Source organism: Stenotrophomonas sp. LMG 10879 (genome assembly GCF_002750935.1).
GTDB classification, from domain to species: Bacteria; Pseudomonadota; Gammaproteobacteria; order Xanthomonadales; family Xanthomonadaceae; genus Stenotrophomonas; species Stenotrophomonas lactitubi_B.
In genome coordinates, this window is the sequence record NZ_PEJT01000003.1 from 60,570 (window position 1) to 80,524 (window position 19,955).

A 19,955-nucleotide genomic window follows, 5' to 3' on the forward strand; every position below is an offset into this window, starting at 1 on the left:
ATATAAATGGCTAAGCCTGCTGCTAAGACCAAGAAGAAGATCAAGCGCGTCGTCACCGACGGCGTTGCCCACGTCCACGCTTCGTTCAACAACACCATCGTGACCATCACCGACCGTCAGGGCAACGCTCTGTCGTGGGCGACCTCCGGTGGCGCTGGCTTCCGCGGTTCGCGCAAGTCGACCCCGTTCGCAGCCCAGGTGGCTGCCGAAAAGGCCGGTCGTGCTGCGCTGGACTACGGCGTGAAGTCGCTGGAAGTCCGCATCAAGGGTCCGGGTCCGGGCCGTGAGTCGGCCGTGCGTTCGTTGAACAACGTCGGCTACAAGATCACCAACATCATCGACGTGACGCCTATCCCGCACAACGGGTGCCGTCCGCCGAAGAAGCGTCGCGTCTAAAGGGAGCGATAAGAAATGGCTCGTTATATCGGTCCTACCTGTAAGCTCGCCCGTCGCGAAGGCGCCGACCTGTCCCTGAAGAGCCCGGCGCGTGCGCTGGACTCCAAGTGCAAGTTGGAGCAGAAGCCCGGCCAGCATGGCGCCACTGCCCGTAAGGGCAAGCTGTCCGACTACGCTACCCAGCTGCGTGAAAAGCAGAAGGTCAAGCGTATCTACGGTCTGCTGGAGCGTCAGTTCCGCAACTACTACAAGAAGGCCTCGACCAAGAAGGGCAACACCGGCGAGAACCTCCTGCAGCTGCTGGAAACCCGCCTGGACAACGTTGTCTACCGCATGGGCTTCGCCGTGACCCGTCCGGCTGCCCGTCAGCTGGTGTCGCACCGCGGCGTCACCGTGAATGGCAAGTCGGTCAACCTGGCCTCGTACCAGGTCAAGGCTGGCGACGCCATCGCTCTGTCTGAAAAGGCTGCCAAGCAGCTGCGCGTCCAGGAAGCCCTGACCGTCGCCGCCCAGCATGACCTGAGCCCGTCGTGGGTTGAAGTGGATTCCGGCAAGTTCTCCGGCATCTTCAAGGCTGTTCCGGATCGTTCGGATCTGCCTGCAGACATCAACGAAGCGCTGATCGTCGAGCTGTATTCGAAGTAATTCACATTGGAGAGCCCCCGGCGACGGCCGGGGGTTCACTAGGAGAACCCGCAACATGACGGTTACCGCCAACCAGGTTCTGCGTCCTCGCGGTCCGCAGATCGAACGCATTACCGACACCCGTGCAAAGGTCGTTATCGAACCTTTGGAGCGGGGTTACGGGCATACGCTGGGTAATGCCCTGCGTCGCGTGCTGCTGTCGTCCATCCCGGGCTTCGCCATCACGGAAGTCGAAATCGACGGCGTGTTGCATGAGTACACCACGGTCGAAGGTCTGCAGGAGGACGTGCTGGAAGTCCTGCTGAACCTGAAGGACGTGGCCATCCGTATGCACTCCGGCGACAACGCGACTCTGTCCCTGTCCAAGCAGGGTCCGGGCGTTGTCACCGCTGCCGACATCAAGGTCGACCACAATGTGGAGATCTTGAACGGCGACCACGTGATCTGCCACCTGACCAAGGATACGGCAGTGAACATGCGTCTGAAGATCGAGCGCGGTTTCGGCTATCAGCCGGCTGCTGCGCGTCGTCGTCCGGACGAAGAAACCCGTGCCATCGGCCGCCTGGTCCTGGATGCCTCGTTCTCGCCGGTCCGCCGTGTCGCCTATGCCGTGGAAGCGGCTCGTGTCGAACAGCGCACCGACCTGGACAAGCTGGTCATCGATATCGAGACCAACGGCACCATCGACGCCGAAGAAGCAGTGCGTACCGCTGCCGACATCCTCAGCGATCAGCTGTCGGTGTTCGGTGACTTCACCCACCGCGACCGCGGTGCGGCGAAGCCGGCCAACAACGGCGTGGATCCGGTGCTGCTGCGCCCGATCGACGATCTGGAGCTGACCGTGCGTTCGGCCAACTGCCTGAAGGCCGAGAGCATCTACTACATCGGCGATCTGATCCAGAAGACCGAAGTCGAGCTGCTGAAGACCCCGAACCTGGGTAAGAAGTCGCTCACCGAGATCAAGGAAGTGCTGGCCCAGCGTGGCCTGTCGCTCGGCATGAAGCTGGAGAACTGGCCGCCGGCCGGCGTCGCCAGCCACGGCATGCTGGGCTGATACAGCCTTTCTGCAAGACTGCATGGCCCCGTCGGCAACGACGGGGCCATTGCACCAAGGCAATACCGCCACGACGAACGAAGGTTCGCGGGCAGGTCGTCCAGGACGGATGGCCAGGACCAACCGCAGTCCGAGCAGCAGCGCCAGGAAGGCGACAACGATCCGCAAAGCCACATCATTAACCAAGGAATATCACCATGCGTCACCAGAAATCCGGCCGTAAGTTCAGCCGTACCAGCGCCCACCGCGAAGCGATGTTCAAGAACATGGCCGCCTCGCTGTTCAAGCACGAGCTGATCAAGACCACCCTGCCGAAGGCCAAGGAACTGCGCCGCGTCGCCGAGCCGCTGATCACCCTGGCCAAGGTCGACTCCGTCGCCAACCGTCGTCTGGCCTTCGCCCGCCTGCGCGACAACGAAGCCGTCGGCAACCTGTTCACCATCCTGGGCCCGCGCTACGCGACCCGTCCGGGCGGCTACCTGCGCCTGCTGAAGTGCGGCTTCCGCGCCGGCGACAATGCGCCGATGGCCTACGTCGAACTGGTTGACCGTCCGGTCGTGGCTGAAGCCGTCGAAGAGTAATCGACGCGCGACACCCGTCATTCGGTGAAGAACCCGGCCTCGTGCCGGGTTTTTCCGTTTCTGGGGGGCAGAGCCCTTTGCATCGCAAAGGGATCCGACCCCGCACTGTTCCGACGGGCGCGACGTTGTGGCGGTTCGAACGGCGCGCAGTCTCGGTTACGCTTGCGGTCCGTACTACACGAGCGTTGCCGATGAATCCTCTGCGCTGGCCTTTCCGTGCCCAGTTCCTGCTGGGCTTCCTGATCTGCGCGGGCCTGCTGGGCTACGCCATCTTCCTGCAGTTGAAGATGGGGCTGGAGCCGTGTCCGCTGTGCATCTTCCAGCGCCTGGCATTTGTCGCCCTGGGCCTGCTGTTCCTGATCGGTGCCCTGCATGGGCCATCCAACCGTCCGGGACGGGCGACCTACGGCATCCTCGCGTTCATCGCCGCTGCCGTGGGCGTGGGCATCGCCGCTCGCCACGTCTACGTGCAGATGCTGCCGCCGGAGATGGGGGCGACCTGTGGCCCGCCGCTGGCCTTCCTGCGCGAGACCATGGGGCCGCTGGAAGTGTTCCGTACCGTGCTGACCGGCACCGGCAACTGCGGCAACATCGACTGGACCTTCCTCGGCCTGACCATGCCGATGTGGTCGGGTGTGTGGTTCGTGCTGCTGGCGCTGTGGGCGCTGGTTGTGTCGCTGCGCAAGGTCAAGCGCTGAAAGCGAAACGGGGTCGTATCCCCTTGCGGAGCAAAGGGCTACGACCCCGCTTGCAGCCACGCATGGCGTGGCTCTACTGCGAGCTCCGGGGTCAGAGCCCTTTCCTACGGAAAGGGATCCGCCCCCTTCGCTCAGAAATCCTGCTGCAGGCTCAGATAGGCGCCGCGACGCGGCCCCCATTGCGGCGCGAACACGCCGATGCCGCCGCCATCGCGCAGCTGGTAGCTGCGGTCCAGCGTGTTGAGCACGGCCAGCTGCACATGCAGGGGATGACCGCTGTCGGCGTTGAAGTCATGCGCGGCGCTGAGATTGACCTGCAGGTACGACGGCAGCTCACCGCCATTGGGCACACCCTCGATGTCCGAACGCAGGCCGCTGCCGTACACGTAGTTCGCACCCACCCGGTTATGGCCAGCGAACGCGTAGCTGACACCGCCGGAAGAGGTCAGCTTCTGGTCGTGGTCCAGATGGATCCAGTTCTGCTGCACGTAGGCAAGTGCATCCGGATCGAGGTTGTACTGGCTGGTGATGACCTGGGTGCCCATCGCCTTGTTGTAGGCGGCGTTGAAGTACGCACTGATCGGCCCGTTGCTGTAGTCGGCGCTGAACTCCAGGCCATGGATGTGGCCGCGACGATAATTGAAGGTGGAATAGATGTAGGCGGCGCCGAACTGGCCTTCGTCCTGCAAGCGCGAGACGCGGCGGTCGTAGGCATCCAGGCCGAGGGTGAGGTGGTCGCCGATCTGCTGTGACACGCCGATGTCGTAGTAGTCACTGCGCTCGGACAACGGCGTGTTGCTGCCACCGGCGGGTTGCTGGTTGCTGGTGCCGTCGAACAGGGCAAGATCGCTGCCGGCAACCAGTTCGCTGGCGGGCGGGGTGAAGTAGCGCGAGTAGCCGGCATGCACCGTGGTGCTGTCGCTGGCATTCCAGACCACGCCCAGGCGTGGGCTGAGCTGGCCCTCGGTGTGGCCGAACGCCTTGAAGCGGTCGCCGCGCAGGCCGTAGTTGACGGTCCAGTCATCGCCTATCCGCCACTCATCCTGCACGTACAGTGCGGCTGTGCTGGCGTGGAAGGCGTTGCGGTCCGGGATCAGCTGCGGCGTGGTGCTTGTCTGCCGGCCATCGGCATCGACCGGGAAGACCCAACTGCTGTTGTTGGCCGCGGCGTGTTCGTAATTGCCATACAGGCCATAACGCAGGGTGTGGTTGTCGCCCAGCGGCGTGGAGAAATCGGCCTGCAGGGTGTTGGCGCGGTTGCTGCGCTGGACCTGCGAGGCGACGCCACTGAACACCAGGTCGCCGACGATGTCCGGGTTGAAGGCCACGTCGCTGTAGCGCTGGCCGGCCGACAGCTGGTACGCGGTCTGGCCCAGAGTGCCCTGCAGCACCAGCATGCCGAAGCGGGTGGTCTCGCGTTGGGTTTCGTCCAGCTGGCTGGAATCGAAGGTGGTGGTGTCCAGGTAACCGAACTGCGGGGTCTGCCCCGGGTTGACCGGGATCTGGAAGCGGTTGTTGGCAAAGCCGGCGAACACGCTCAGGCGGGTGCTGTCGTTGACCAGATAGGTCAGGTCGGCAAAGGCCTTCCCTTGGTGGGTATCGTCATGCTGCGGCTTGCGGGCGCTGGTGGGGTTCTCCAGCCCGATCTCGTTCTGATCGTAGTTGCCGGTCAGGAACCAGCTCCAGCGGCCCTGGTTGCCCCACCAGGAGGCATTCGGGTTGACCTTGCCGAACGAGCCGGCGGTGATGCCGGCGCTGCCGCCGTTGCCCAGCTCGGCACCGCTGCGGGTCGTGATATCGACCACCGCAGCGGTGCGTTCACCGAACTGGGCCGGGAGGGCGCCGTCCATCAGGCGGATGCTCTTGATGGTGCGGGCATCCAGGGTCTGGCCGAAGCCGGAGATCGATTCGGGCAGCAGGACACCGTTGATGCGGTACTGCAGGTTGGCGTGGTCGCCGCGCACGTGCACGCCGCCGTAGGAGTCCTGGACCACGCCCGGGGCCTGCAGCAGCACCTGGCTGAGCGGGGCGGAGGCGCCCAGCGGCTGCTTCTGGATGTCCTCGGCGGTGATCTGGTACTGGCTGCTGCCGATGTCCGGGGACAGGGCATTGCGGGCCTGGTCGAGCTGGGCACTGACGGTGACCACGTCGAGATTCTTGACCGCAGCCGCACTGGCATCAGTGTCGGCGGCAAGCGCGGGTTGGCTGGCCAGGACCAGGGCGAAGGTGATGGCGGTGGTGAGCAGGGAGGGCTTCATGGGAAATGGGCAGGGAAGAGGGAAGGGGCCGGTCCATGAGAGAGTGTTATTCCGTAACAACTGCGTGCCGATCATGCGCCTGTCCAGCGACGGCGACCATGCCGTTTCTGGCCGATCAGGCGGCCCCTTTCCGCACCGTTCAGGCAGTCGCGGCCGTGCCTGGCCCTTTGCGCCAGCGGCTGGCTCTGCGACCATGACCGCCCCCCACCCCCGGATGTCCGTGATGAGCCTGTCCGCCGTTCCGCCCGCCCCCGATCCTGCCGCCATCGCTGCTGGCGCTGCCTGGTCACCGGAGAGCTGGCGGGGCAAGACCGCGCTGCAGATGCCGACCTATCCCGATCCGGTGGCACTGGATGCGGCGCTGCACGAGTTGAAGCGGCTGCCGCCGCTGGTGACCTCATGGGAGATCCTGGCGCTGAAGCAGCAGTTGGCCGACGCCCAGGAGGGCAAGCGTTTCCTGTTGCAGGGTGGCGACTGTGCGGAGAATTTCAGCGACTGCGAATCGGGCACGATTTCCAACCGCTTGAAGGTGCTGCTGCAGATGAGCCTGGTGCTGGTGCACGGCCTGCGTCAGCCGGTGATCCGCGTCGGCCGATTTGCGGGGCAGTACGCCAAGCCGCGTTCGGCCGATACCGAGACCCGCGACGGCGTGACCCTCCCCAGCTACCGCGGCGATGTCATCAATGCGCCGGCCTTCACCGAGGCGGCGCGGCTGCCCGATCCGAAGCGGATGCTGCAGGCCCACGCGCATTCGGCGATGACGATGAACTTCGTGCGTGCGCTGATCGATGGCGGCTTCGCCGACCTGCACCATCCCGAATACTGGAACCTGGAATGGGTAAGCCACTCGCCGTTGGCCGCCGAGTACCAGAAGATGGTCGCCTCGATCGGCGATGCCGTGCACTTCATGGAGACCCTGGCCGGGGCCCGCGTGCACAACCTCAACCGCATCGATTTCTACACCTCGCATGAAGCGCTGCTGTTGCCCTACGAACAGGCGCTGACCCGGCAGGTGCCGCGCCAGCAGGGCTGGTTGAACCTGAGCACGCACTACCCGTGGATCGGCATGCGTACCGCCGCGCTGGATGGCGCACACGTGGAGTACCTGCGTGGCGTGCGCAATCCGATCGCGATCAAGGTGGGCCCGTCGGTGACGCCGGACCAGCTGCTGCGCCTGATCGATGTGCTCAATCCGGATGACGAGCCGGGCCGCCTGAGCTTCATCCACCGCATGGGTGCGGCGCAGATCGCGCAGAAGCTGCCGCCGTTGCTGGATGCGGTCAAGCGCGACGGTCGTCGGGTGCTGTGGGTGTGCGATGCGATGCACGGCAACACCGAAAGCACCGCCAACGGCTTCAAGACGCGGCGCTTCGACAATGTACGTGGTGAGGTCGAGATGTCGTTCGACCTGCACGCGGCTGCGGGTACGCGTCTGGGTGGCGTGCATCTGGAGCTGACCGGTGAGGATGTGACCGAATGCACCGGCGGTGCGCGCGAGTTGACCGAGCGTGACCTGGAGCGTGCGTATCGTTCGACCGTCGATCCGCGATTGAACTACGAGCAGTCGCTGGAGATTGCGATGGCGATCGTGCGCAAGCAGGAGCAGGTGCGCTGAGGGTTGGCTTCTGCAGGGCTGCGCCCTGCACCTGCCGAATCAACAGCAACAGCAACAGCAGGATTCCGTGGTTGGCGGGGCGGTGTCGGAGTGCGGGGACGCCGCAAGTACGTCCCTGTAGGCTTGGCAGCCGCATCCATGCGGCTGGCACCCCGCACTCCGACACCGCCCCACCTTCGACAGTTTCCTGATGTCTGGTAGATCCACGCCATGCGTGGATGACTCCATCGAAATCGAATATTTCGATATCGGAACGAATTGAGCCGAGCATTGCTCGGCTCTACAGAAATGCCGGCAGATCGCGGAAATCTGTCGAAGGCGGGGTGGGTCCGGTTGCGGGAGTGTCCGCGGCATGGATGCCGCGGCCAAGCCCCCAGGGATGGGTTTACGGCGTCTCCCGCAACCGGTCCCACCCCGCCATCCCGCAGGAAATCCGCTTCTGCTTCGGCTGTTGTTGTTGCTCCAGCTTGCAGCAGGTGCAGGGCTGCAAGCCCTGCCGACCAACACCCTCCTTACGAACGACTGACGTGACGCTCATGCGCTATGCGCGAGGCTGTCCGCTTGGTGTTCGAGTGGAGGTGGCAACGGTGCACTGGGAAAGCGCACAGGCCTATGCATGGCCGTTGGGATTGGCAGTGTTGGTGGGTGGCATCGGCGCGTGGTTGATCCTGTGGATCTATCATCGGCTGAAAGGACGTGATCGTCGCCGCGCGCGCATCGGTCGTGTGCTCGGGCTGCCGATGGCCACCGCATGGCCGTTGCTGCTGCTGATTCCCGCGTTGCAATCCACGCCACTGCCGGAACACGCGCTCGATCAACTGCTGCGCGTGCTGCACATCGGCTTGACCGCGTGCTTCATCTGGCTGCTGGTACGCGGCGTTGCTGCGGGCGAACGCGCAATCCTGCGCAGTCATCCCATTGATGTCTCGGACAACCTCGAAGCGCGCCGCATCCAGACCCAGACGCGGGTGCTCAGCCGCGTGCTGATGGGCGGCATCATCGTGCTCGGTGCTTCGTTGGTACTGCTGACCTTCCCGATGGTGCAGAAGATCGGCACCGCACTGTTGGCGTCGGCGGGCTTGATTGGCCTGGTGGCGGGTATCGCCGCCAAACCGGTGTTCGGCAACCTGATCGCCGGCCTGCAGATCGCGGTGACCCAGCCGATCCGGCTCGATGACGTGGTGATCGTCGAGGGCGAGTGGGGGCGTGTCGAGGAAATCGGCAGCAGCTATGTGGTGGTGCGGATCTGGGATGAGCGGCGGATGGTGGTGCCACTGACATGGTTCATCGAGCATCCCTTCCAGAACTGGACGCGACGCAGTGCCGACCTGCTGGGTACGGCCTTCCTGTGGCTGGACTACCGCGCGCCGATCGCGGCAATACGCGCCGAGCTGGAACGCATCTGCCAGGGCCAGCCGCTGTGGGACGGCCGGGTGTGCGTGACCCAGGTGACCGAGACCAGCGAGCGCGCGATCCAGGTGCGTCTGCTGGTCAGTGCGCGCAGTTCCGGTGATGCGTTCGACCTGCGCTGCCTGGTGCGCGAACGCATGCTCGATTTCCTCGCGCGCGAGCATCCGCAATCGCTGCCGCAGGTCCGCGCGCGGCTGCAGCGGGACGATGAGCTGGACATGCCGCGGATGCGTCGTGCAGGCAGCGCCGATGTGCGTTCACCCGGTGCGGAGGACGGTGAGGCAGCGATCGCGCCGGTGGAGCCCGACCAGCCTCTGTAGAGCCGGGCCATGCTCGGCTGCTTTCGATTTTCCGGTGAAGCCGAGCGTGGGCTCGGCTCTACAGAAACACGGTCAGGGATCGCCGGATTCGATCAGGGTGTCGGTATCGAAGTGCGGCGGACGCCGGGCGCGCGTGCGCTGCTCATAGGCGTAGGCCATCTCGATCAACTTCGGTTCGCTCCAGGCCGTGCCCATGAACAACAGCCCCGCCGGCAGGCCATCGATCTGGCCCATCGGCACGCTCAGGCTGGGGTAGCCGGCGACGGCGGCGACACTGTAGCTCTCGCCGGGGAAATCATCGCCGGTGCTGCGCAGGGGCCAGGCCACGCCGGTCGTCGGTGCGACCAGCGCATCGAGCTTCTGCGATGCCAGCACGGCGTCGATGCCTTCCGGGCCCGCCAGTCGCCGCGCATCGCTGCGCGCGCGGATGTAGACGGGATCGGCCAGGCCAGGGGTCGCCTGGGCCTCCTGCAGCAGCTCCTGGCCGAACAGGCCCAGCTCCTGGCCCTTGTGTGCCTCGTTGAAGGCGATCAGCCCGGCCAGGCTGCGCAGTGGCGCGTGGTAGGTGTTGAGGTAACGCTCCAGGCCCGCCTTGAATTCGTACAGCAGGACGATGCGCTCGGCATCGGCCCAGGCGCCCTGGTTGGGCAGTTCCACCGGCACCACCACGGCGCCGGCGCGGCGCAGCTCGGCGACCGCCTGCTCAATCAGCGGTGGCATCCCTCGATATTTCAGCAATGGTGTCTGCAGCAGGCCGATGCGCTTGCCGCGCAGGCCCTGCGGATCCAGTCGTGCGGTGTAGTCGTAGACCGCGCGGCCAGGCATGGTCGCGGTGGCGGGATCGGCGTCATCACGGCCGGCGATGGCGGTCAGCACGGCGGCGGCGTCGGCGACGCTGCGGGTCATCGGGCCGGCGGTGTCCTGGCTGAAGGAGATCGGGATGATGCCTTCGCGGCTGACCAGGCCGACGGTCGGCTTCAGACCGACCACGCCGTTGATCGCCGCCGGGCAGACGATGCTGCCATCGGTCTCGGTGCCGATCGCCACGCTGGCCAGGTTGGCGGCCACGGCCACCGCGCTGCCGCTGCTGGAACCGCAGGGCGAATGACTGAGGCGGTAGGGATTGCGGGTCTGGCCGCCGCGCGCGCTCCAGCCGGAGATGGAGTCGTTGCCGCGGAAGTTGGCCCACTCGCTGAGGTTGGTCTTGCCCAGCACCACCGCGCCCGCTTCGCGCAGGCGCCGGACCAGGTAGGCATCGTCGGGGCGGAAGCCCTGCAGGGCGAGCGAGCCGGCACTGGTGGCCATTGGCGCGGCGTTGATGTTGTCCTTCAGCAGGATCGGGATGCCATGCAGCGGTCCGCGCAGGCGGCCGTTACGGCGCTCGCGATCACGCTCGGCGGCTTCCTTCAAGGCATCGGGGTTGAGTTCGATCACCGCGCGTAGGCGTGGCCCGGTGCGGTCCAGGGCGGCGATGCGCTTGAGGTAGGCGCCGGTCAGGGTGACGCTGTCGAGCTCACCGGCGACCATCCGCGCCTGCAGGTCGGAAACTTCGGTCTCGGCGTAGGGGAAGGGCATGGTGCTGTTGCCGGGTTCACCGGCATGCGCGGTGGACGCGGCCGGGCTGCAGCCAGCAGCGAGCCCCGCAGGCAACGCGGCGATCAGGAAGGACAGGAGGGGCGGCAAGGACAGGCGCATGGGGCAGCTTCGACGGCTCCGATCCCCAGTGTAGCGGCTGCTCAGCGGCGGCGCTTGCGCAGGTCGCGCGCCAGTACGTAGACAACGATCAGGTTGATCGCCAGCACCGTCCACGAGGCCCAGCCGGGATGGCGGACGATCGCGTAGATATCGAAGGGCAGGTAGATGGAGGCGGTCAGGCAGCCCAGCCAGGAGGCCCATGCCTTGGCTTTCCACAGACCCCAGGCTTCGACCAGGTGCAGCAGGCCGTAGCCGATCATCGCCGCCGCGGCCAGATGCACCGCGTCGGGACTGATCGCGTTCAACAGCGAAGGCAGGGTGCCGTGATCCGGGTCCAGGCTGAAACGCCGGATCAGGGCATTGACGCCGTCGCGAAGCGGCTGCGGACCGAGGATTTCCAGTCCGGTAGCCGCCAACAACGCCAGCATCGCCTTGCTCGCTTCGAGCAAGGCGATGACATGGAGGCCCGGATGCCGATGCGGATCCGGGTTGTAGCCGTTCTGGCTCACGGTTCGCTGTATCAGCCGCCGCGCGAGTTCTTCTTGCGGTCGCTTTCGGTCAGGAACTTCTTGCGCAGACGGATCTCCTTCGGGGTGATCTCGACCAGCTCGTCGTCTTCGATGAAGTCCAGGGCCTGTTCCAGCGAGTACTTGATCGCCGGGGTCAGCTGGATCGCATCGTCCTTGCCCGAAGCGCGCATGTTGGTCAGCGGCTTGGTCTTGATCGCGTTGACGGTCAGGTCGTTGTCCTTGGAGTGGATGCCGACCAGCTGACCTTCATACACGTTGTCGCCTTCAGCAGCGAACAGCTTGCCGCGTTCCTGCAGCGGGCCCAGCGAGTACGCCGGGGTGGTACCCGGGGCATTGGCGATCATCACACCGTTGATGCGCTTGGCGATGGCGCCCTGTTCCTTCGGGCCGTAATGGTCGAACACGTGGAACAGCAGGCCCGAACCCTGGGTGAGGGTCTTGAACTCGTTCTGGAAGCCGATCAGGCCACGGGCCGGGATCTGGTATTCCAGGCGCACACGGCCCTTGCCGTCCGATTCCATGTTCTTCAGCTGGCCCTTGCGGGTGCCCAGCTTTTCCATCACGCCGCCCTGGTGGACTTCTTCGATGTCCACCACCAGCTGCTCGATCGGCTCCATGGCCTGGCCGTCGATCTGCTTGATGATCACTTCCGGGCGCGACACGGCCAGCTCGTAGCCTTCGCGACGCATGTTCTCGATCAGCACCGACAGGTGCAGTTCGCCACGGCCGGAAACCAGGAACTTGTCGGCGTCTTCCAGCTGTTCGACCTTCAGGGCCACGTTGTGGACCTGCTCGCGGTCCAGACGGTCCTTGATCTGGCGGCTGGTCAGGAACTTGCCACCGGACAGGTCCTTGTTGCCGGCGAACGGCGAGTTGTTGACCTGGAAGGTCATCGAGATGGTCGGCTCGTCGACGGTCAGTGCCGGCAGCGCTTCCGGGGTTTCCGGATGGCACAGGGTGTCGGAGATGGTCAGTTCCGGAATACCGGAGATGGCCACGATGTCACCGGCTTCGGCGGTGTCCTGCTCGATGCGCTCCAGGCCCAGGAAGCCCAGCACCTGCGCGACCTTGCCGTTGCGCTTCTTGCCTTCACGGTCGATCACCGCGACCTGCATGTTCTTCTTCAGGGTGCCGCGCTGGATGCGGCCGATGCCGATCACGCCCACGAAGTTGTTGTAGTCCAGCTGGCTGATGCGCATCTGGAACGGACCTTCCGGGTCCACTTCCGGCTTCGGTGCGTGCTGCATGATCGCTTCGTACAGCGGGGTCATGTCGCCGTCGCGCACGGTGTCTTCCAGGCCGGCGTAACCGTTCAGGGCCGAGGCGTAGACGATCGGGAAGTCGAGCTGCTCATTGGTGGCGCCGAGCTTGTCGAACAGGTCGAAGACCTGGTCGATCACCCACTCCGGACGCGAGCCCGGACGGTCGACCTTGTTGACCACGACGATCGGCTTGAAGCCCATCGCGAAGGCCTTCTGGGTGACGAAGCGGGTCTGCGGCATCGGGCCGTCCATCGCGTCGACCAGGATCAGCACGGTGTCGACCATCGACAGCACGCGCTCGACCTCGCCGCCGAAGTCGGCGTGTCCGGGGGTGTCGACGATGTTGATCCGGTTCTTGATACCGGTCTTCTTGTCTTCCCAGGTGATGGCCGTGTTCTTGGCCAGGATGGTGATGCCGCGTTCCTTTTCCTGGTCGTTGCTGTCCATCACGCGCTCAGCGAGGACGGTACGCTCGGACAGGGTGCCGGACTGCTTCAGCAGCTGGTCGACCAGGGTGGTCTTGCCATGGTCGACGTGGGCGACGATGGCGATGTTGCGAAGATTTTCGATGGACATACGAAAGGGGGCCAGTCGGCGCCGGATTTGGAAAAAGAAGTCCAACATTATACGTCGAACTTGACGATTGGCGAAAACCTGGATTTCAGACCAGTCGAGGCCCCCATTCAGCCTGGGTCCCGGCGCTGCCCGTCCGCGGGCTGAAGACCCTGCCTGCGCCGATGGTCGAAGCCGCCCATGCCACGGGGGAGGTGTATCCTTATGGGGCTGATTACACACCCCGCATCCCAAGGATCTGCATGTCCCTCATCGCCACTTTCGACACCACCCAGGGCCCGATCAAGGTCGAGCTGTTCGCCGACAAGGCGCCGCTGACGGTCGCCAACTTCGTGAACCTGGTCAAGCGCGGCTTCTATGACGGCCTGATCTTCCACCGCGTGATCCCCGATTTCATGATCCAGGGCGGCTGCCCGCAGGGTCGTGGCACCGGCGGCCCGGGCTACAAGTTCGAAGACGAGAAGAATGGTGTGAAGCACCAGATCGGCTCGCTGTCGATGGCCAACGCCGGCCCGAACACCAATGGCAGCCAGTTCTTCATCACCCACATCAAGACCGACTGGCTGGACGGCAAGCACACCGTGTTCGGCCAGGTCCTGGAAGGCCAGGCGATCGTTGATTCGGTCAAGCAGGGCGACGTGATCCATTCGATCACGCTGGAAGGCGACACCGACGCCGTGCTCGCCGCCCAGGCTGAGCGCGTGGGTGAGTGGAACAAGATCCTCGCCGCCTGATCCGCCCCCGACGGCCCCCTGCAGAGGGGGCCGTTTCCATGTTGCGGCCGCCCCGCCAGGCCATCCCCGCCCGCGCGGCCATCTTCTACAACGCTACTTAGCTTCTTAGCAGAGGAAATCCCCATGAAAGCACCTGTTCGTGTTGCCGTGACCGGCGCCGCCGGCCAGATCGGCTACGCCCTGCTGTTCCGTATCGCCTCCGGTGAAATGCTGGGCAAGGACCAGCCGGTCATCCTGCAGCTGCTGGAGCTGCCGGTCGACAAGGCCCAGGCCGCCCTGAAGGGCGTGATGATGGAACTGGAAGACTGCGCGTTCCCGCTGCTGGCCGGCATGGTCGGCACCGACGACGCTGAAGTCGCCTTCAAGGACGCCGACATCGCCCTGCTGGTCGGCGCGCGTCCGCGCGGCCCGGGCATGGAGCGCAAGGATCTGCTGCTGGAAAACGCAAAGATCTTCACCGCCCAGGGCGCGGCGCTGAACAAGGTCGCCAAGCGTGACGTGAAGGTGCTGGTGGTCGGCAACCCGGCCAACACCAACGCCTACATCGCCATGAAGTCGGCGCCGGACCTGAACCCGCGCAACTTCACCGCCATGCTGCGCCTGGACCACAACCGTGCGCTGAGCCAGCTGTCGACCAAGCTCGGCAAGCCGGTCGCCGGCATGGAGAAGCTGGTGGTGTGGGGCAACCACAGCCCGACCATGTACCCGGACTACCGTTTCGCCACCGCCGATGGTGCGTCGATCGCCGATGCGATCAACGACCAGGAGTGGAACGCCAACACCTTCATCCCGACCGTCGGCAAGCGCGGCGCGGCGATCATCGAAGCCCGTGGCTCGTCCTCGGCTGCTTCGGCCGCCAACGCAGCGATCGACCACGTGCGCGACTGGGTGCTGGGCAGCAACGGCAAGTGGGTCACCATGGGCGTGCCGTCCGACGGTTCCTACGGCATCCCGGAAGGCGTGATCTTCGGCTTTGCGGTCACCACCGAGAACGGCGAGTACACCCTGGTCAAGGATCTGCCGGTCGACGACTTCAGCCAGAAGTACATCGACAAGACCCTGGCCGAACTGGAAGAAGAGCGCGCCGGCGTCGCCCACCTGCTGGGCTGATGCGGTCGGTGCCGGCAGCTTGCCGGCACGTCTTCCATCACGGTAGGTACCAACCGTTGTTGGTGCTTTTCCAGCGAGGTAGGTACCGACCGTTGGTCGGTACGCAGAAAACGGGGAAGCTTCGGCTTCCCCGTTTTCGTTTGAGGGGCAAGGAAACCGATGATCCATCTGCATTACATCGACGAGGCGCTGCTGGTGGCTGAGAAGCCTGCCGGCCTGCTGTCCGTGCCCGGCCGCTCGGCGGAGAACCAGGACTGCGTGGTCGCGCGGTTGCAGGCCGTGTATGCCGATGCGCTGACCGTGCATCGCCTGGACCAGGTCACCTCCGGCCTGCTGCTGCACGCGCGCGGCAAGGACATGCAGGTGGCGCTGTCGATGCAGTTCGAGAAGCGCGAGGTGGGCAAGCGCTACGAAGCCATCGTGCAGGGGCTGCTTGAAGGTGATGCGGGTGAAGTGGACCTGCCGCTGATCGTCGACTGGCCGAACCGGCCGCGGCAGATGGTCGACCACGAACGCGGCAAGCCGGCACTGACCCGATGGCGCGTGCTGGCGCGTGACGTCGCGGCGCAACGCACGCGTGTTGAACTGGAGCCGGTCACCGGCCGCAGCCACCAGTTGCGCCTGCACATGGCCAGCCTCGGTCATCCCATCGTCGGCGACGTGCTGTACGGCGCGGACGCGGCGCAGCGCGTGCACCTGCATGCGCGGAAGCTGCAGTTCACCCATCCGGTGACGGGCGAAGCGCTCGCGTTCGAGTCTGCGACTCCGTTCTAGAGAGTAGGTGTATCGGCAGGGCTGCGCCCTGCACCTGCTGCGAACCGAAGCAACGTCAAAGGCCAAGGCAGCTCTGGTTTTCTGCTTGTTGGGCGGGCCGGTGTGGGTTGGCAGGACACGCCGTAAACCCATCCATGGGGGCTCGTTGGCGCCATCCATGGCGCCAACGGTCCTGCCAACCCACACCGCCCCGCCTTCGACAGATCTCCGGTGACGGATGGTCTGTCCACGCTTTGCGTGGATCAAATCCATCGAAATCGAATATTTCGATAAGTGAACGAGGAGCATCCACGCATGGCGTGGATCTACGTGTCGACCAAGGTCGACAGCTACCAACAGCAGCCCAACAGCCGCGGGAAATTGTCGGAGGCGGGGTGGGTCCGGTTGCGGGGGCGTGAGCGCCATGGATGGCGCGACCGAGCCTACAGGGACGTATTCACGGCGTCCCCCGCAACCGGACCCGCCCCGCCATCCCTCAGTAGCCCAGCTTTTGACGTTGACGTTGACGTTGATTCTGCGGGTGCAGGGCTGCAAGCCCTGCAGAAAACCCCACCCCCTACCAAGGTAGGGCGGCCCGCGCGCCAACGCCGGACTATGCTCGAAGCCATGACTTTGTCTGGGAGGGCTGCGTCATGAACTACGAGGAAACCTACCGCCGTTCGATCGACGAGCCGGAGGCATTCTGGGGCGAGGAAGCCAAGCGCATCCATTGGCACAAACCGCCGCAACAGGTGCTCGACTACAGCAACCCGCCGTTCCGGCGCTGGTTCGTCGGTGGCGAAACCAATCTCTGCTACAACGCCGTCGACCGGCATCTGGCCGACCGCCCGGACCAGCTCGCACTGGTCGCCATCTCCACCGAAACCAACAGCACCCGCGAAGTCACCTATCGCCAGCTGTATCGCGAAGTGAACGACTTCGCCGCCGTGCTGAAACACCTTGGTGTCGGCCACGGCGACCGCGTGGTGATCTACATGCCGAACATGGCCGAGGCCGTGTTCGCCATGCTTGCCTGTGCACGTATCGGTGCGGTGCACTCGGTGGTGTTCGGTGGCTTCGCCGCACACAACCTCGCGCTGCGCATCGACGATGCCAAGCCGAAGCTGCTGATCGCCGCCGATGCCGGCATGCGTGGCGGCAAGCTCATTCCGTACAAGGCGATGGTCGATGCTGCCTGCGCCGAAGCCAGCCATCCGCCGCCGCATGTGCTGATCGTGTCGCGCGGGCTGGATCCGGCCGAGCCCCGCATCGAAGGGCGTGATGTCGAGTACGCCAGCCTGCGTGCGCAGATCGGGCAGACCGATGTGCCGGTGCAATGGCTGGAGTCGAGCGAGCCCAGCTACCTTCTGTACACCTCCGGCACCACCGGCAAGCCGAAGGGCGTGCAGCGCGATGTCGGTGGCTATGCGGTGGCGATGGCGCAGTCGATGCAGACCGTGTTCGACTGCAAGCCGGGGCAGGTGATGTTCTCCACCTCCGACGTCGGCTGGGCCGTGGGCCATTCCTACAACGTATATGGCCCGCTGATCGGCGGCTGCACCTCGCTGCTGTACGAAGGGTTGCCGACCAACCCCGATCCGGGCATCTGGTGGGCGCTGTGCGAGCAGTACAACGTACGCACGATGTTCTCTTCGCCGACGGCGATCCGCGTGCTGAAGAAGCACGATGCCGATTTCATCCATCGGCACGACCTGGATGCGTTGAAGTATCTGTTCCTGGCCGGCGAGCCGCTGGACGAGCCGACCGCGCACTGGATCAGCGACGCGCTGGGCAAGCCGATCATCGACAACTACTGGCAGACCGAAACCGGCTGGCCGGCGCTGACACTGCTGCCAGGCCTGGACATGAAACCGGTGCGTTTCGGCTCGCCGGGTTTCCCCAATCTCGGCTATCGGATGAAGGTGATCGACGAGAACACCGGTGAAGAAGTGGCGGCCGGGCAGAAGGGTGTGCTGGTGATGACGCCGCCGTTGCCGCCGGGCTGCATGAGCACGGTCTGGAATGACGACAGCCGCTTCCTGCAGAGCTACTTCAGCCACTTCAAGGAACTGCTGTACAGCTCGCTGGACTGGGCCATCCGCGATGACGATGGCTATACCTTCATCCTGGGCCGCACCGACGATGTGATCAACGTGGCTGGCCATCGCCTGGGCACGCGTGAGATCGAAGAGGCAATCTCCAGTCACCCGCGCGTGGCCGAGGCCGCGGTGATCGGAGTGAAGGACGAACTGAAGGGGCAGGTGCCGCTGGTGTTCGTGACGCTCAAGCAGGGCCTTGATGGCGAAGACCCGGCGGCGGTGGTGGCCGAGATGATGGCCACGGTGACCGCGTCGCTGGGCGCGGTGGCGCGGCCGGCGCACGTGCACGTGGTCAACGCCCTGCCCAAGACCCGTTCGGGCAAGCTGCTGCGGCGTTCGCTGCAGGCATTGGCCGAGCAGCGCGATCCGGGCGATCTGTCGACGCTGGACGACCCGGGTGCGCTGGAAGAGATTCGCCGCGCGCTGGGCCGTTGACCCGGTCCTGTAGCGCCGAGCCCATGCTCGGCTGCCCGGGTCAGGCACACTCAGCCGGGCATGGGCTCGGCGCTACAGAGATCCAGTGGTGCTGCAGCGCAGCTTCCTCGCCGCCACCGGTGCGCTAAGCTCGCCCCGGGGAGCGTGCCCGCAACGGCACGCATGCGTATCGCATCGACGGAAGGGGGAGCTATGGCACTGCTGCATGCCAAGACGGCCGCTGGCCGCCAGGAGATCGAAGACCGTGCCCGGCGCCTGCCGGCGGCACTGCGCTCGATCCTGTTGATGGTGGACGGTCAGCGCGATGAAAGCGAACTGCGCGGGTTGTTCGAAGGACTGCGCGCACCGCAGGATGCGCTGGAGCAATTGGCCGCACTCGGCCTGATCGAAGTGGTCGGCGGCAGGGCCGAGCCTGCCCCGCAGCGCGGACTCTGCAGCGGCCGCGAGCAGGATCCGGCGCTGTACCAGCACCTGTACGACGCGATGAGCGATGCCGTGCGCCGCCATCTCGGCCTGAAAGGCTACTTCATGCAGTTGAAGATCGAGCGCTGCACCGACGCAGTCACCCTGGAGCGGCTGTGCCCGGAAATGATCACCGCGATCGGCAAGGCGCGCAGCCCGGCGCTGGCCCAGCGCTGGTGGCAGGAGGTCCAGGTGTCGCTGGCAGCGGTCACCGCCGAGGTCGTGCCCGGCTGACGCACGGGGTAAAGTGGTCCGCTCTTTTTCCGCCCAGGAGCCCCGCATGCAGGAGGACACCGACACCCCCGGTTGGGATGCGATCAATGCCGCGCTGGCGCCGCTGTACGCCGGCCAGGAACCGCGTCACTTCGGTACCGCGCTGCCGTACACGCTGGGTGGCCAGGATCCGCTCGACGGCATCAGCGTGTACTGGGTGCAAGCACCAGTTCCGCATTGGCATTACGTCACCTACGGTCTGTCCGAACTGTATGCAAAAGAGAGCAGCGATGCGGCCACCAGTGGCTACGGCTTTGAGCTGACGTTTCGCCTGGCTGCGGACAAGGGCGAGCATGCGGAGAGCACGCCGCCGGCGTGGCCGATGAACCTGCTGCAGAATCTGGCGCGCTATGTGTTCAGCAGCGGCAATGTGTTCGAGGATGGGCATCACCTCAACGCCAACGGCCCGATCGCGCTGGAGACCGACACCCGTCTTTGCCATCTGGCGTTCGTCGCCGATCCGCAGCTGCCCGCGCGCGAGACCGCCAATGGACAGCTGCAGTTCCTGCAGGTGGTCGGGCTGACCGACGGGGAAATGGACGCGATCAAGCGCTGGTCCACGCGCGGCGTGCTGCAGGTGCTTGAGGAAGCGATGCCGCTGTGGATCACCGACCTGCATCGCGGCAACCTGCTGGACGATCCGGCGCTGGCCGCGCGGGTGCAGGCCGGCAGCGAGCGTGAGGGATCCAGTACCGGCATGTTGTTCATCGAGACGCTGGACTGGCGGCAGACGGCGGGCATCACCACGCTGGTGCTGGGGGCAGGGCAGGTCGGCAGCGTGGGTGAACTGCTGCCACTGCGCCTGCGCCACGGCAAGGCACTGACGCTGGTCAGCCGCGAACGGCAATGGGAGTTCATGCCTGCCACCGATGGCGCCGCCACGGTCGAGGGCGACAACGTGCGCTGGGCACTGGACGACGCGGCGTTGCAGGCCTGGCATCAGGTGAGGCCGCAGCGCGGAACCTACACGGTGTCGAGCACGTTGCAGGTTGAGGTGGTGCCAACGTTCCTGCGCGATGCGAAGGGCGAAGTGATCCGCGAAATCGGCTGAT

At 65.2% G+C, this 19,955-nt stretch carries 17 protein-coding genes; 13 read left to right on the top strand and 4 right to left on the bottom strand.

Annotated features, from left to right (window positions below; genetic code table 11):
- The first annotated feature begins 6 nt into the window (after positions 1-6).
- The 5 genes from rpsK to CR919_RS05285 all read left to right on the top strand — a co-directional run bounded on the left by rpsK (position 7) and on the right by CR919_RS05285 (position 3,374).
- Positions 7-396 carry a 30S ribosomal protein S11 gene (gene rpsK / locus CR919_RS05265; RefSeq protein ID WP_004145443.1) on the top strand — a complete coding sequence of 130 codons (390 nt, stop codon included), beginning with the start codon at positions 7-9 and terminating at the stop codon, positions 394-396.
- A 15-nt stretch (positions 397-411) separates the two neighbouring features.
- A complete protein-coding gene (gene rpsD / locus CR919_RS05270) occupies positions 412-1,041 on the top strand; it encodes a 30S ribosomal protein S4 (RefSeq protein ID WP_025879319.1) in 630 nt (209 codons plus the stop codon).
- Between the two features lie 55 nt (positions 1,042-1,096).
- Positions 1,097-2,095 carry a DNA-directed RNA polymerase subunit alpha gene (gene rpoA / locus CR919_RS05275; protein ID WP_025879320.1) on the top strand — a complete coding sequence of 333 codons (999 nt, stop codon included), beginning with the start codon at positions 1,097-1,099 and terminating at the stop codon, positions 2,093-2,095.
- 197 nt (positions 2,096-2,292) lie between these two features.
- On the top strand, positions 2,293-2,676 hold the full coding sequence (rplQ, locus tag CR919_RS05280) for a 50S ribosomal protein L17 (RefSeq protein WP_089239009.1): 384 nt from the start codon (positions 2,293-2,295) through the stop codon (positions 2,674-2,676).
- Positions 2,677-2,867: 191 nt separating this feature from the next.
- Entirely contained in the window at positions 2,868-3,374 is a 507-nt protein-coding gene (locus tag CR919_RS05285; protein WP_089239011.1) for a disulfide bond formation protein B, read from the top strand.
- 131 nt (positions 3,375-3,505) lie between these two features.
- On the opposite strand, the gene CR919_RS05290 is transcribed toward CR919_RS05285, so the two are convergent.
- Positions 3,506-5,632: a TonB-dependent receptor gene (locus CR919_RS05290; RefSeq protein ID WP_099819142.1), complete on the bottom strand. Its 2,127-nt coding sequence runs from the start codon at positions 5,630-5,632 to the stop codon at positions 3,506-3,508.
- A 223-nt stretch (positions 5,633-5,855) separates the two neighbouring features.
- On the opposite strand from CR919_RS05290, the gene CR919_RS05295 reads away from it, so the two are divergent.
- On the top strand, positions 5,856-7,247 hold the full coding sequence (locus tag CR919_RS05295) for a 3-deoxy-7-phosphoheptulonate synthase class II (protein ID WP_025879324.1): 1,392 nt from the start codon (positions 5,856-5,858) through the stop codon (positions 7,245-7,247).
- 587 nt (positions 7,248-7,834) lie between these two features.
- A complete protein-coding gene (locus tag CR919_RS05300) occupies positions 7,835-8,977 on the top strand; it encodes a mechanosensitive ion channel family protein (RefSeq protein WP_099819384.1) in 1,143 nt (380 codons plus the stop codon).
- A gap of 72 nt (positions 8,978-9,049) precedes the next feature.
- On the opposite strand, the gene CR919_RS05305 is transcribed toward CR919_RS05300, so the two are convergent.
- The 3 genes from CR919_RS05305 to typA are packed head-to-tail and all read right to left on the bottom strand — an operon-like array spanning position 9,050 to position 13,040.
- Positions 9,050-10,672, bottom strand: a complete 1,623-nt coding sequence (locus CR919_RS05305; protein ID WP_099819143.1) for an amidase — start codon at positions 10,670-10,672, stop codon at positions 9,050-9,052.
- 41 nt (positions 10,673-10,713) lie between these two features.
- Positions 10,714-11,181 carry a DUF2127 domain-containing protein gene (locus CR919_RS05310; protein WP_025879438.1) on the bottom strand — a complete coding sequence of 156 codons (468 nt, stop codon included), beginning with the start codon at positions 11,179-11,181 and terminating at the stop codon, positions 10,714-10,716.
- A gap of 11 nt (positions 11,182-11,192) precedes the next feature.
- Complete coding sequence (gene typA, locus CR919_RS05315) at positions 11,193-13,040, bottom strand: translational GTPase TypA (protein WP_025879437.1); 1,848 nt, start codon at positions 13,038-13,040, stop codon at positions 11,193-11,195.
- A 239-nt stretch (positions 13,041-13,279) separates the two neighbouring features.
- Between typA and CR919_RS05320 the strand changes: the two genes are divergently transcribed.
- The 6 genes from CR919_RS05320 to CR919_RS05345 all read left to right on the top strand — a co-directional run bounded on the left by CR919_RS05320 (position 13,280) and on the right by CR919_RS05345 (position 19,954).
- On the top strand, positions 13,280-13,771 hold the full coding sequence (locus CR919_RS05320; RefSeq protein WP_025879436.1) for a peptidylprolyl isomerase: 492 nt from the start codon (positions 13,280-13,282) through the stop codon (positions 13,769-13,771).
- 123 nt (positions 13,772-13,894) lie between these two features.
- Complete coding sequence (locus CR919_RS05325; RefSeq protein ID WP_025879435.1) at positions 13,895-14,881, top strand: malate dehydrogenase; 987 nt, start codon at positions 13,895-13,897, stop codon at positions 14,879-14,881.
- A 159-nt stretch (positions 14,882-15,040) separates the two neighbouring features.
- A complete protein-coding gene (locus tag CR919_RS05330; RefSeq protein WP_099819144.1) occupies positions 15,041-15,655 on the top strand; it encodes an RluA family pseudouridine synthase in 615 nt (204 codons plus the stop codon).
- Between the two features lie 632 nt (positions 15,656-16,287).
- Positions 16,288-18,168 (top strand): propionate--CoA ligase, encoded by a 1,881-nt coding sequence (gene prpE, locus CR919_RS05335; protein WP_099819145.1) that lies wholly within the window; start codon positions 16,288-16,290, stop codon positions 18,166-18,168.
- A gap of 192 nt (positions 18,169-18,360) precedes the next feature.
- The gene (locus CR919_RS05340; protein WP_099819146.1) at positions 18,361-18,864 is read left to right on the top strand and encodes a hypothetical protein; all 504 of its coding nucleotides are present in this window, start codon (positions 18,361-18,363) and stop codon (positions 18,862-18,864) included.
- 46 nt (positions 18,865-18,910) lie between these two features.
- Positions 18,911-19,954 carry a suppressor of fused domain protein gene (locus CR919_RS05345; RefSeq protein ID WP_099819147.1) on the top strand — a complete coding sequence of 348 codons (1,044 nt, stop codon included), beginning with the start codon at positions 18,911-18,913 and terminating at the stop codon, positions 19,952-19,954.
- Position 19,955 lies beyond the last annotated feature (1 nt).

Bases quoted from the DNA above. Each gene is read 5' to 3' on its own strand.
- rpsK (WP_004145443.1), top strand. From the start codon at position 7: ATGGCTAAGCCTGCTGCTAAGACCAAGAAGAAGATCAAGCGCGTCGTC.
- rpsD (WP_025879319.1), top strand. From the start codon at position 412: ATGGCTCGTTATATCGGTCCTACCTGTAAGCTCGCCCGTCGCGAAGGC.
- rpoA (WP_025879320.1), top strand. From the start codon at position 1,097: ATGACGGTTACCGCCAACCAGGTTCTGCGTCCTCGCGGTCCGCAGATC.
- rplQ (WP_089239009.1), top strand. From the start codon at position 2,293: ATGCGTCACCAGAAATCCGGCCGTAAGTTCAGCCGTACCAGCGCCCAC.
- CR919_RS05285 (WP_089239011.1), top strand. From the start codon at position 2,868: ATGAATCCTCTGCGCTGGCCTTTCCGTGCCCAGTTCCTGCTGGGCTTC.
- CR919_RS05290 (WP_099819142.1), bottom strand. From the start codon at position 5,632: ATGAAGCCCTCCCTGCTCACCACCGCCATCACCTTCGCCCTGGTCCTG.
- CR919_RS05295 (WP_025879324.1), top strand. From the start codon at position 5,856: ATGAGCCTGTCCGCCGTTCCGCCCGCCCCCGATCCTGCCGCCATCGCT.
- CR919_RS05305 (WP_099819143.1), bottom strand. From the start codon at position 10,672: ATGCGCCTGTCCTTGCCGCCCCTCCTGTCCTTCCTGATCGCCGCGTTG.
- typA (WP_025879437.1), bottom strand. From the start codon at position 13,040: ATGTCCATCGAAAATCTTCGCAACATCGCCATCGTCGCCCACGTCGAC.
- CR919_RS05320 (WP_025879436.1), top strand. From the start codon at position 13,280: ATGTCCCTCATCGCCACTTTCGACACCACCCAGGGCCCGATCAAGGTC.
- CR919_RS05325 (WP_025879435.1), top strand. From the start codon at position 13,895: ATGAAAGCACCTGTTCGTGTTGCCGTGACCGGCGCCGCCGGCCAGATC.
- CR919_RS05330 (WP_099819144.1), top strand. From the start codon at position 15,041: ATGATCCATCTGCATTACATCGACGAGGCGCTGCTGGTGGCTGAGAAG.
- prpE (WP_099819145.1), top strand. From the start codon at position 16,288: ATGAACTACGAGGAAACCTACCGCCGTTCGATCGACGAGCCGGAGGCA.
- CR919_RS05340 (WP_099819146.1), top strand. From the start codon at position 18,361: ATGGCACTGCTGCATGCCAAGACGGCCGCTGGCCGCCAGGAGATCGAA.
- CR919_RS05345 (WP_099819147.1), top strand. From the start codon at position 18,911: ATGCAGGAGGACACCGACACCCCCGGTTGGGATGCGATCAATGCCGCG.